The sequence below is a fragment of the Streptomyces sp. NPDC029169 genome (assembly GCF_055563935.1).
The window spans coordinates 129,884-142,652 of sequence record NZ_JBVHXA010000022.1 but is presented as its reverse complement, the minus strand read 5'-3'; the positions used below and the strand labels follow the sequence as shown (position 1 = coordinate 142,652).

At 67.0% G+C, this 12,769-nt stretch carries 5 protein-coding genes; 1 reads left to right on the top strand and 4 read right to left on the bottom strand.

Annotated elements, in window-relative coordinates; translation table 11 throughout:
* Nucleotides 1–141: 141 nt before the first annotated feature.
* A complete protein-coding gene (locus ACZ4VI_RS31905) occupies nucleotides 142–3,189 on the bottom strand; it encodes an FG-GAP repeat domain-containing protein (RefSeq protein WP_468004927.1) in 3,048 nt (1,015 codons plus the stop codon).
* Nucleotides 3,190–3,759: 570 nt separating this feature from the next.
* On the opposite strand from ACZ4VI_RS31905, the gene ACZ4VI_RS31900 reads away from it, so the two are divergent.
* Nucleotides 3,760–9,705 (top strand): RHS repeat domain-containing protein, encoded by a 5,946-nt coding sequence (locus tag ACZ4VI_RS31900; RefSeq protein ID WP_468004925.1) that lies wholly within the window; start codon nucleotides 3,760–3,762, stop codon nucleotides 9,703–9,705.
* A 998-nt stretch (nucleotides 9,706–10,703) separates the two neighbouring features.
* Here ACZ4VI_RS31900 and ACZ4VI_RS31895 read toward each other — a convergent pair.
* The 3 genes from ACZ4VI_RS31895 to ACZ4VI_RS31885 form a co-directional block, all read right to left on the bottom strand.
* On the bottom strand, nucleotides 10,704–11,069 hold the full coding sequence (locus ACZ4VI_RS31895; RefSeq protein ID WP_468004923.1) for a hypothetical protein: 366 nt from the start codon (nucleotides 11,067–11,069) through the stop codon (nucleotides 10,704–10,706).
* Nucleotides 11,069–11,356, bottom strand: a complete 288-nt coding sequence (locus tag ACZ4VI_RS31890) for a hypothetical protein (RefSeq protein ID WP_468004921.1) — start codon at nucleotides 11,354–11,356, stop codon at nucleotides 11,069–11,071. Before ACZ4VI_RS31890 ends, ACZ4VI_RS31895 begins: the two co-directional genes overlap by 1 nt.
* A 143-nt stretch (nucleotides 11,357–11,499) precedes the next feature.
* Complete coding sequence (locus ACZ4VI_RS31885; protein ID WP_468004919.1) at nucleotides 11,500–12,684, bottom strand: helix-turn-helix domain-containing protein; 1,185 nt, start codon at nucleotides 12,682–12,684, stop codon at nucleotides 11,500–11,502.
* Nucleotides 12,685–12,769 lie beyond the last annotated feature (85 nt).

Below are 12,769 nucleotides of genomic sequence, written 5' to 3'. Positions count from 1 at the left end.
CACCCACCCCATACGACAACGTCGGCCTTCAAGACCACAACCAGGTCTCGAAGGCCGACGTCACGCACAGGCCCCGGATTTGCCAACAGCATCCCTCGGAAGAGGAGCGGGGCCCGTTCGTCAAGCCGATGGCTGGGCAAGTCAGCTCAGGTCCTGGAAGGACCCCCAGCCGCCGGAGCCGACGACTGTGCCCGCGCCCTGAGCGGTCGGGTAGAAGTACAGCCTGCCGTCGCCGCTGGTGGACCAAATGTCCGAGGTGCCATCTCCGTTGGCATCGGGGACGGACGTGATCAGTGGACGGTTGGTCGTCGTCCAGTTCGTGCCGATGACCGTTGAGGTGGGGCCGGTTCCGAGGCCGTCGCCTTCACGGCTGCCGGGGTAGAAGCGGAGCTCGCCGTTGGTGGTGTTCCGGGCGATCAGGTCGACGTAGCCGTCCTTGTTACGGTCGCCGGGAGCGGCGAGCGTGTAATTGGTCCAGCCGGCGGTACCGACGAGCTTCGGGTCCTTGTAGCTGTCGAGGTAGTGGTTGGCCGACCCGAAATAGAGCCAGAGCAGGCCGCCTTGCTTGACCAGGAGATCGGGGTGCCCGGGGACGTCGATGACGCCGTCGGCATTCGTGTCCAGCGGGCCGTCCACGTCACCGACGGCGAGGATCTCGGAGGCGTCGAACCAGTGGTTGTTGGCCTGGTTGAACACGTCGAGCTTGAACTTGTCGTACTGGCAGGCCTTCGACACGCCGTCGGCTTGCTCGTTGCGCGCGGAGCACGCGTAGCCGAACCCGTTGTTCGGGTGGACCGTCAGGGTCTTCCCGTCGCTCGCGGGGTTGAGCGAGACGAGGTCCTCATAGCCGTCCTGCGTCCAGTCGCCACGGCGCGTGATGTCGGCGCCGTCGAAGGTCTGGTTCGAGGCCACCGTGTTCGGCGCCATGGTGCCCGTGCCATGGCCGCTGTAGAACCACAGGTCACCGTCGGTGCGTACGCCGTAGAGATCGGCGATCCCGTCTCCGTTGAGGTCGCCGGGCTTGTCTGGCGTTCCAGGCCCGTTGGCGTAGAACCAGTAGCGGGTGGTGTCGGAGATGTTGCCGCCCTTGTCGACCGCCCGGATGCTGAGGGCGTGTCTGCCCACGCTGGGGGGCGTGAACTTGAGATCGGCTACGTGGCCGCCCAGGAAGCCGAACGAATGCTTGCGGACGGTCGGGTCCCAGTCGGTCCAGTACTCGAAGGCGGCCACGGGCTCGGTGTCCTTGTTCTGCACCTGGAACGTTCCCTCGGACCGGGCCATGCCGGTGGTCTCCGGCCAGCCGTCCCACCCGTCGGGGAACTGCTCCGAGGTCACGCTAGGCGGGAAGCTCGGCCTTGTGCCGTCGAACTTGAAGATGCAAACGGGGCTCCAGGCACTGGCGAGTTCGCCGTCCTCGGCGCGTGCGTGCCAGGAGAAGCTGCCGGTCCCGGTGATTCCTGCATCCGTGAGGAGTTCCTTCAGCTTCGTCTTGAGGATGGGGAGCCTTGCGCCCCTTCCGGAGGGGACTTGGACTACTTGGTTGACCTCGTTGGTGGGACCACCATGGCCGGTAGGCCACAGGACGAAGCGTGCGTTGACCATGCCGCTGTCGGGGTCGGAGAAGGTTCCATCGAGGGCGAGATCGGTGTTGCCGATTGTCCGGATTAGGGAGCCGTGGCCGATGAGGCAGGACTCGGTGCCCGTGTCCGGAGAGGTGTCAAGGTTGGTGGGAGCGTTGGGGTAGGTGTTGTACTCGGTGGACAGTGTCGCCGTTCCGGCGTCGAACTTCTTCCAGGAGTACACGTCGGCCTCGTCCGTGGCGCGGAGACCGAGCGTGACGTTGTTCCACTTCTTCGTCGCCGCTTCGGTGGCCGCCGAGGTGACGTCGAAGGCGAGGTTGCCGGCCGGACAGCCGGAACCCCAGCCGAGGGATTCGTCGGAGTGGCTCAGCTTCCTTGCCCACATGGTGGAGTTGTCCTGGCTCGTCCAGGTTGTGGACGACGAAATAGTCCCTGTGAGCCAGAGCTCGACCCTTCTATTCTCACAGGACCAGGACCAGGTGTTCTTGATTCTGAAGGTCGATGTCTTGATCTTCTTTCTGGTGTTCCAGAGGTTGTTGGAATCCATGCGGAAGAAGGAGCGGCCGAGGCCGTCGGTGATGTTCTCGTAGCCCACGCGCGCGAGATTGGTTCCGACGCTTCCATCCCCGTTGTGCCAGCCGGCGCCATTGAAGTAGGCCGTGTTCGGGGTCCGCTTGTAGGCGATGGCCCAGGCCTCTCGTGCCCCGCCGATCGCGAAGGTGGGGTCGATGTACACCGGGAAAGCGGTGTCGGCGCCGGTGAGCAGCGGCTGGTCCGGTGCCAGAGTCAGGGAACCCTTGCCAACGGAAAGGCCCATGTCGGCTTCCTTGGCACCGTGCCCGGGCTCGAACCTGTCGGCGGGCGGCGCCGGTGTCCCGCCCCCGGCGGCGGACGTTCGGGCAGCGCCGACCGCAGTGGAGCTGTCCCACATGCGGGGTGTCGGCGCGGTGAAGACCTCCTGGCCGGCTGGGTCGACCGCGGTCAGGTTGCCGTACGAGTCCGCAGAGACCTCCACGCCGTCCGCAGCCATGGAGAACTGAATGCTCTTGAGGGAAGGGTTCGCTGCGGCCTCGGGCGTCTTGACGACGAGGAGCTGGCTGAATCCGGCATTGCCCGCGCGCAGCATCAGGTCGACGCCGGGAAGCACTTCCGGGTACGTCGCGGTGTCGCCTTCGGTCTTCGGCTTCGGCAGGGGGGCCGGCCAGCTGAGTGACAGCTTCCGACCGTCGCGGATGATGCTGACGGCTGGCCCGGTGCCGCCGCCGGAGAACGAGAGCCCGGCCGTGGTGGACTTCGGGCTGATCCGCCCGTCCCCAGTCGGTGCGAGTGCCGTGTCGATAGGGACGAGCTTGTTGTCCTTCCGCGTCCATCGCGGCAGCACGTACTGCTCTTCGGTGTAAGTGCCCGACGGGTTGGCGAAGAGCTGGGACGTCTCGGTGCGGCGAGCCAGGACCTCGACGGGCTTGCCGGTCTCCTTGGCCTTCTTGCTCGCGGTCTCCTCCGGTGGCGGCGGCGGTGAGGCGGTCAGCGCGGGCGCCTCGGCCTCGGCCCCGGCTGCGGTGTGGGGTGCGAGTGCGGTGCCGAACAGGGCGGCTGCCGTGGCGGCCACGATGACGGCGGATCTTCCCGATCTCTTTCTGGTAGTCCGATTCCTCATGATTTCCCCTCCCAGGATTCGGTCGCCACGTAGACTAGATCGTTTTGCGCCTGGATCGCGGAGTCATGCTCGAACCGACCCCCGGTTGGCTTGATTTCCCCTCATGGGCTCGGTGATCGCGGTGGAATTTGCCCCGTTGGTCCGGCGTCGTCCATGCGGCGTGACCGACTATGCGTCAATGTTTTCCGCTCCTGCGGGTTGTGGATGATTCCGCTGTAACTTTCTGTCGGTTAGCGATGTGTATGTGATTCATGTGTTCCATAGGGGTGGGGAGAAGTACACGTGAGTTGGCGGGAAAAGAGCAGAAGTCCTATCGGCAGAAGACGGATCCGAGCAGTCGCCACACTGACCGCGGGTTTCCTGTGTGCAGGTCTGCTTGGGGGGCCGGTGACAGCGGCCGCCGCCGAATGGCTGCCGGGGAAGTCTCGGGAGATCGATCCCGTAAAGGTGGAGCCAATTGCTCCGCATAAGCAGAGTGCTCGCCAGAAGGCGTTGGCTGCGACGGCCTGGCGGACACCCAGCGTGACCTGGCCGGCGCAGGCATCGGCGGACCAGAGCCTCGCCAAGGCGTCCGTTGTGATCCCGAACGCGAAGGCGGGCGCTCAAGCCCCGCCTCTCGTCGATGAGAAGTTGTCGGGCGTGCGCGTGTGGAAGCAGAACGCGACGGCGACCGAGCGGACGCGCGTGAAGGTATTCGGCCGGGACGCAACGCTGCGGCTCGGTGTGGAAGGGGTCGCGCTCTCCGTGCAACCCCTCCAGAAGGCAACCGGTGTGGTGCGCATCGAGGTTGACTATGACGCGTACCGCAACGCTTACGGCGGCGACTGGGCCTCCCGCTTGCGCCTGCGGAAGCTGCCGGCCTGTGCGCTGACCACTCCCAAGGCCCGGGGCTGTGCCGCGGGCACGGAGCTGCCGACGGTCAACGATGTCGAGGCGGGGACGCTCACCGCACCAGTGGCGTTGTCCGCGGTTGCGGGCGAGGCCACCGTCCTGGTGGCCACCGCGGCGGCGTCCGGCTCGTCCGGCGACTTCAAGGCAACCTCGCTCGCCCCGTCCGCGTCCTGGTCAGCCGGCGGTTCCAACGGCGGCTTCTCCTGGAACTACGACATCGATGTCCCGGACGTCCCGGGCGATGTCAGCCCGCAGCTCAAGCTGGGGTATGGCTCGCAGGCCGTCGACGGCCGGACGGCTGCCACCAACAACCAGCCGGGCGGCATCGGCGACGGCTGGTCCATGGAGCCTGGCTACATCGAGCGCCAGTACGTCTCCTGCACAGACGACAAGGTGAACAGCAACAACACCACAGCCAAGGTCGGCGACCTGTGCTGGAAGAAGGACAATGCCGTCCTCAACCTCGGCGGCCAGACCAACCAGCTGATCTGGGACACCGCTGCAAGGACCTGGCACCTGGAGGCGGACGACGGCACCTCGATCGTCAAGCTCACCAGCTCCGCGGGCGACAACTACGGTGACAACAACGGCGACGACAACGGCGAGTACTGGAGGGTGACGACGCCGGACGGCACCCAGTACTACTTCGGCGCCAACCGGATGGACGGCTGGGTCACGGGCAAGACCGAGACCCGTTCCACCTGGACGGTCCCCGTCTACGGCAACCACGAGGGCGAGCCCTGCTACAACGCTGCGTTCAAGGACGCCTGGTGCCAGCAGGCCTGGCGCTGGAACCTGGACGCCGTGGTCGACCCGCACGGTGACGCCATGACGTACTACTGGGGCGAGGAGGCCAACCACTACGGCCGCAACGTGGACCCCAACACGGGCGCCTCCACCGCGACGGCGTACGACCGCAGCGGATACCTGAAGCGCATCGAGTACGGTCTGCGCTCCGCCGGCCTCTACAGCCAGCCGTCCGCGAAGGTCGAGTTCACCAATACCGAGCGCTGCCTCACCGGGTGTACGGTCTTCGACCAGACCAACGCGAAGAATTGGCCGGACGTTCCCTTCGACCAGTACTGCGCATCCGGGACCGAGTGCAAGGACCGCTACTCGCCGTCCTTCTGGACCCGGATGAAGCTGTCCGCCGTCGCCACCTACGTCTGGAGCGCCGGGGCCTACAAGCCGGTCGACAGCTGGGCCCTGGAGCACGACTTCCCGCTGACGGGCGACACCACCGGCTCCGCACCGCTCTGGCTCAAGTCGATCACCCGCAGCGGTCACACCGGCACCGGCACGCTCAAGCTGCCCTCGGTCACCTTCGACCGCGTGGCGATGCCCAACCGCGTCGAGGGCGCGACCACGGGCGGCGCCCCCGACCCGGTCGCGGCCATGTGGCGCTTCCGCGTCTCCGCTATCAACAGCGAGTCGGGCGGCACCATCGGCGTCGGCTACACGCCGCAGGACTGCTCGGCCACGAGCGTCCCGTCGCCGACCTCGAACAACCGGCGCTGCTACCCGGTCAAGTGGTCGCCGCCGGAAGCCCCGGCCGCGAACTATGAGCCTTACCTCGACTGGTTCCACGCCTACGCCGTCAACCTGGTCATCGAGAACGACAACACCGGCGGTTCCCCCGCCAAGCGGACCGAGTACAGCTACCTCGACGGCATGGCTTGGACCAAGGCCAAAGACGACGAGTTCACCAAGGCCGAGCACCTCACGTACAGCGACCGCAAGGGCTTCGGACGGGTCCAGGTCCGGACCGGCGCGTACCCCTTCGAGCGCACGCTCAAGGAGTACCGCTACTTCCGTGGCATCCCCGGCGCCTCGGTCACGGACAGCGAGCAGACCGCTGTCACGGACCACGAGGCCTTCGCGGGGATGACGCGTGAGGAAGCCACGTACAACGGTGAGAACGGCAGGCTGGAGTCGTCGACCAGCTTCACGCCGTGGGTCTCCGCCGCGACCGCGACGGAGACCCGGGCGGAGGGGCTCCCCGCCCGCCACGCCTACATCACCGGAGGGGCGGAGGAGAAGTCCCGCACCGCCGTCGGCCAGAACTGGCGCACCACCGAGACCCACCGCACGTTCGACGCGAACGGTCACGTCCTCACCGAGTCCAGGCTCGGCGACACGGCCAAGTCGGGCGACGAGGAGTGCACCACGACGACCTACGCCTCCGGCGCCCTCCTCGGGCTGCCCGCCGAGGTCAGGACCGTGGCCAAGCCCTGCGGCACCACGCCGAGCCTGCCCGCCGACCTGATCTCCGTCGACCGCCGCTACTACGACGGGGCCACCGCCCTCACCACCGCGCCGGTCAGGGGTGACGTCACCCGCATCGACGAGCAGGACGCGGCGGGCACCGGCTTCCTCACCACGGCGAAGCACACCTACGACCAGCACGGGCGCGAGCTCACCGAGACCGACGCGCTCGGGCAGACCACCACGACCGGATACACCCCGACCACGGGCATCCCCACGTCGATGACGGTGACCAACGCCCTCGGGCACGCCACAGTCACGACGTACGACCCCGTGCGTGGTGTCGTCATCGCGTCCGTCGACCCCAACGGCAAGCGCACGGATGCGGTCCACGACGGCCTCGGCCGTGTGCTCAAGGTGTGGCAGCCCGGCTGGGCAAAGGCCGACCATGCCACGCAGCCGTCCGCGGAGTACGAATACAAGATCTCCGCGACTCAGGCCAACGCGGTCACCACGAAGACCCTCAAGCAGGACGGCACCTACCGCACCACCTACGCCCTGTACGACGGTCTGCTGCGCGAGCGCCAGTCCCAGTCCTCGGCCGTCGGCACGCAACAGGCGCTCATGACGGAGACCCGTTACGACTCGCGGGGCTGGGTCTGGAAGAGCTTCGCGCCGTACTACGCCGACGTCGCCCCGTCGACGACGCTCTATACGGCGAAGGACGCCCACCAGGTCGACAACGTCACGGAGAACGTCTACGACGGCCTGGGCCGGGTCACCGACGCCCTGTCGCTCTTCCGTGGCGACGAGAAGTGGCGAACGACCACGGTCTACGACGGCGACCGGGTCACCGTGACTCCGCCGAAGGGCGGCACGGCCACCACCACCGTCAAGGACGTCCAGGGACGCACCACCGAACTCGTTCAGTACGCGGGTGCCGGGCTGACCCAGCCCCAGTCGACGACCTACACCTACGGGAAGTTCGACGAGCCCACCGCGATCACCGACGCGGCGGGCAACACCTGGACGTACACCTACGACAACCGCGGGCAGAAGACGCAGGTCGACGACCCCGACAAGGGCACGACCGTCCTCACGTACGACGCCAACGGACAGGTCGTCGCAGCCAAGGACGCCCGGAACATCCTGACGACCGTCTACGACAAGCTCGGCCGCAAGACCGAGGTCAAGAACGGCACCACGACGCTCTCCAAGTGGAGCTACGACACCCTCGCCAAGGGGCGGCTCACCAGCAGCACCCGGGTCGCCGGCGGCGCTGAGTACACGACGGCGATCGGCGGGTTCGACGACCGCTACCAGCCGACGTCCACCACCCTGACGGTTCCGACCGCGGCGGGCGGACTCGCCGGCACCTACACCTGGACCTACGGGTACAGCGCGCAGACCGGCGCGCTGCAGTGGACGCTCAACCCGGCGGTCGGAGACATCCCCTCCGAGCGTGTCGTCACCAACTACAACAGTGACGACCAGCCGTACCGCACCACCCGCGCGGGATCCGTACTCGTCGCCAACGTCCAGTACGACGTCTACGGCCGCCCGGTCGGCACCGAGTTCGGCGACGCCCTCGACAAGAAGGTCTTCCGGACCCAGGCGTACGACGAGCACACCGGGCGACTGCTGGAGCGGACGACCGACCGGTTCCTCGCCCCGAGGCGAGTCGACCGCTCCCTGTACGACTACGACCCGGCAGGCAACGTCACCGGGATCACCAGCACCACCGGCCAGGACGCCACCGCGTCAACCGACCGGCAGTGCTTCACCAACGACGCCCTCGGCCGGCTGACCGAGGCGTGGACGGCGGCGACCGCCGACTGTGCGACGGCGCCGTCCGCGACCAGCGTCGGCGGCCCGGACGCCTACTGGCTCACCTACGGCTACGACAAGCTGGGCAACCGCACCGAGCAGAGTGACAGGCTCGGCGGGGTCACGACCACGTACACGCACCCGGCGGCCCAGGCCGACCGGCCGCACGCCGTCCAGCAGGCCACTGTCACCGGCGGTCCTGACAACGGCCGGGTCAGCACCTTCCAGTACGACGCCACCGGCAACACCACCAACCGGACCATCGGCACCAAGGTGCAGGACCTGGCCTGGGACGCCGAAGGCCACCTCGCCACCCTCACCGAGGCCGGCAAGACCACCAGCTACGTCTACGACGCGGACGGCGGCAGGCTCATCGCCAAGAACGCGGACGGCAGCAGCGTGTTGACGCTGCCCAGCGGCGACGAGCTGAAGGTCGCTGCGAGCGGCACCAAGACCGCCACCCGCTACTACAGCCACGGCGGTGAGACCATCGCGGTCCGTATTGGCGCGACCGTCTCCTACCTGATCGGCGACCACCAGGGCACGGCGATGACCGCCATCGACGCCGGCACGCTGGCCGTCACCCACCGCAAGCAGCTCCCCTTCGGCGAGCTGCGCACGGCCCAGTCGGGCGCCTTCGGCACCCGGGGCTTCGTCGGCGGCACGAACGACCCGACGGGCCTGACGCACCTGGGAGCCCGCGAGTACGACCCGTCCACGGGCCGCTTCCTCTCGGTCGACCCGGTCATCGACTTCGACGACCCGGCCCAGATGAACGCCTACGCCTACGCCCACAACAACCCGCTCACGAAGTCGGACCCCGACGGCCTGCGCCCCATCGGCCCGACCGACAGCCCCATCAGCGACTCGTTCTGGGCCAACGACCGAGGTATGAGCGCCGGCTACACCTACAAGAGTGGCAAGTGGGTCTGGTCCCAGACGCCGAGGAAGGACGCCGAATCCCAGCGCCGGTACAAGGCATACCGCGCGAACCCGTCGCACTACATGATCGACGACAGCCATGCGCGCGCCCGCGCGGCCGAGTCTAAGGCACAGATCAAAAAGGCCGCGGACGAGGCAAAAGCCAAGGCCGACGCCGAACGCCGCAAGAAGGAAAGTGTTTGGGGCAGTATTACTAGTGGCCTTGGTAAGGCTTGGGACAACACTGGAGGCAGGGCGGTCTCCTTTGTTTCGGATCACTGGCGGGGAATCGCGCAAATCGGCATAACGGCCGCAGCGGTTCTCGGAGGGGCTTTGTGCATCGCAGCGACTGTAGGTGTTTGTGGTGGGATCATCGCAGGCTATGCGATTGCCGCTGGTATCGGGGCTGCGGGCGGCGCGGCTAGCTATGCCATTGGCGGTGGCGAGCACACTGCGAAGGGGTACGCGCAAGCCTCTGCTGTGGGCGCGGCTAACAATCTCGGTGGCGTTTTCGCTGGCAAGGTCGCTATACGGGTTCATTCGGCCATGCACTACCGCAGCACCTTTTCCGGGATGCTGAAGATCGTATTCACTAAGAAGAAGTACTGGAGGCCGGGAAAGTGATGTGTGATGGGTAGGGATGTGTCATTGAGGGTCAGAGACGTACTCCGACTCCTGACGCGTAGAGGGTCCTTCTACGTTCTGCTGGCGTGCTACGTCGTGCTGGCCGTTCTCGCGAGCCCGCTGGTAGAAAGAAGCCGCTTCTTTCTTGTGATCTTGGCGGTTCTCATCGGAGGTTCGTTTACCTTCTACTTGGGCTCTGTACTCAGACGTGCGGTCGAAGGCGGAGCTCGGTTCGAAGCGAACGAGTAGCCGCATGCGAGATCGTGGCGGCAGGGGGTCTTTCACTGAAGCCAGTGGGCTACCCTCTGCCGCTTGCGACACATGTCTACCAGTTGACCGCTACTCCCTGTGCTCCGAATTCGTGGTCGGTCGTGAGCTCGTCGTTTACTGAGGTTGAACTCGTGATGTCGCTGGGTTGCTCAGGTGGGTCTGACCTCGATTCGTCAGCGGGGTTGGGTCGCTGATCGGTGTGACGGTTCGCCCGTAAATGCAGATCAAAAAGGCTGCGGACGAGGCAAAAGTCAAGGCCGACGCCGAACGCCGAAAGAAAGGCGGCATCTTCGGCAACATTATGAAGGGTGGCCCGGGGGTGAGATTCCCCCGGGCCACCCGACCCCACCAGACGGAAGCCCCTGAAGGCCATCGACCTACGGGGCTTCCGCGTTGTCACGAGGGCAGGCCTCCGGGCTGCCTCAGTGGCTGGATGCGGGGGTCGGGGCGGCTGGCGGTTACGACAAGCTCGGCCGCAAGACCGAGGTGAAACGGCTCCGGCACGCTGGCCAAGTGGCCTTACGACACTCTCGCCAAGGGACAGCTGACCAGCAGCCCCCGCTACGCAAACGGCGCCGAGTACACCACAGCCGTCGGCGGCTACAACGCCGCCGCAGGCGGACTGGCCGGCAGCCACACCTGGACCTGCCCTCCAGGGATGCTCTTACCTCCTGTTCGGATGAGTGCCGCAGAGCCCCAGCCGGAATAGGAAGTTCACTCGGAGCTTGTCAGCCGAGCGAGTCTGGGCGCAGGGCATGGTGCCCGTCGTCCCAGTCCTCTGGGCCATCCACGACATCGAGGTCGTCGTAGGCGGGTGAGGGTAGGCGTGCCCCTCGGCTTACGGCGATGCGGTGGACGTTACCGAGGGCCTCGGTCAGCTGGACGGTCAGGAGGTGGAGTTCGCCGGAGGTCCACTGGAGGCCGGCCAGGATACGCCGTGCGTCCTGGAGGAGGTCGCCGGCCATGCCGAGTTGGGTCGCCTCCATGTTGTCGGCGAGGCGGGAGAGGTATCCGGATCCGTCGCCTGCGAGGTAGCAGGGCTTTCCTTCCGGCCCTGTCCAGGGCAGCAGGCGCGCGCGATCGGTGGGAATCATTACGCGGTCACCTCCATGCCCTCGATCACCCGGGGGTCGATGTCGATGCCGTGCACCGCCAGCCAAAGGGTGCGGCGGCGGGCCCTTTCCCGCTGTGCCTCTCGCTGTTCGTGCGCGATCAGGTACGGGCGGACCAGCCGGGTCTCCTCACCCCGCAGTGGCCGCGTGGCGCGTGTGTTGATGGTGGGGGCGGTGGGCGCGTGGTGGGCCCGTCCTCGATGACAGCCCCGGCCGGGCCGTACAAGCCGCAGCAGCGGCTCGAAGATGTGGGCGATACAGTGCGGCATGTCGACGCTCCTACGAGGCGTTGGCCATGCCCCCGGGCCGTTGACGCGGTCGCGGGGGTCTTCTTAACCCTTGCATCGTGGCGACGTCGAAGGCCGGAACTATCAGGGGTTGCTGATAGCCCAGGCCCCCGCTTGACGTTGCGTCACCCTCGGAGCCACGAGCCGAAGCTTGTGAAGCTCTCCGGCATCCGGCGCCTTGCCGATTCCAGTCCTGCGTACGTCTCGCGCGCCGTGGGGTGGTAGCGCGTCTGCTGCGGCGCCAGCTTCCGGGCGGCGAGCAGGCTCTTGAATGCCGCGTCCGTGCGGCCCGTCCACATCTGGGCCCGCGCCACTTCTGCGTGGTGGTGTGCGAGCCGGGACGCAGGCCAGCCGTCAGGGATCACGGTGTCCTCCGCTGTCTGGACGGCCTCCGCGTACAGGTCGAGTTCGGCCAGGACGCTCACTCGGTGTACGCCGACGTTCGTCGGCCCGAACGAGAGCCAGTGGACCCTCTCGGCGGGCCCGGTCCGAGCCGCCAGGCGGTGTGCCTCGGAGAGGTGAGCCTCTGCGGCGTCGCGGTCCTTCTCCCGGCCTGCGAGCACGGCGGCACCCAGGTGCATCTGCCCGGTGACGACATCGAGAACGCGACCCGCCTCCGCCTGCGCCAGTGTGTCTATGCCCAGCCTGACGAGGCGCTTGCCCGTGCGGTAGTCGCTGGCCCGCAGATAGGCCAGCGCCCGCAGGTACTGCCGCATACCGCCCAGCACCGGGTCGGAAGCGCGCTGTGCGGCCCAGTCCATCCGGTCCAGGGCCACCGTGCACAGGTCGGGGTACCCGAGCTTCGTCGTCACGTCGTAGGCCGTGCGGTATGTGCTGGCCAGCAGCCGCCAATGCCGGTCGTTGGGCGTGGTGTGCGCGGTTGTCGTGGCTTCGTGGATCAGCCCGGGTAGGTCAGCGGCCACCTGCCTGATGTTCGTCGCGCGCACCATCGCGCAGAGCTTCTCGGCGTGCGCCTCCAACTCTTCCACTGGGCGCGGAATCACGTCCGGGTCAGGGCCGAGGTCGTAGATGTTCAACGCCTCGCGAATTGGGTTGATCAGTCCGTCCAACTGGTCCTGGCGCAGCTCCGCCAGGTAGGGCTGTCCGGTCAGCTCGGTCACCGGAACGGAGAGCGCGCGTGCCAGTGCTCCGATCACAGACGGGCTTGCCGGCAGGGCGCCCTGCTCCACCTTTGTCAGTGTGCTGTACGAGACATGTGAGAGATCGGCGAGCTCTCGTTGCGTCAGTCGGCGAACCTTGCGCATATGCGCGATGCGTGCGCCCGTGTGCTCGGCAGTGTGCGGGGGCATACTCGTCTCCGTTCCGCGTCGACACCAGAACCGTACCCCTGCCCAGTTACGGGGGCGCTCACTACAGCCTGCTGAGGGAGGCCGC

Excerpts from the sequence above, each read along its gene's own strand:
- ACZ4VI_RS31885 (WP_468004919.1), bottom strand. The coding sequence starts at position 12,684 with ATGCCCCCGCACACTGCCGAGCACACGGGCGCACGCATCGCGCATATG.
- ACZ4VI_RS31890 (WP_468004921.1), bottom strand. The coding sequence starts at position 11,356 with ATGCCGCACTGTATCGCCCACATCTTCGAGCCGCTGCTGCGGCTTGTA.
- ACZ4VI_RS31895 (WP_468004923.1), bottom strand. The coding sequence starts at position 11,069 with ATGATTCCCACCGATCGCGCGCGCCTGCTGCCCTGGACAGGGCCGGAA.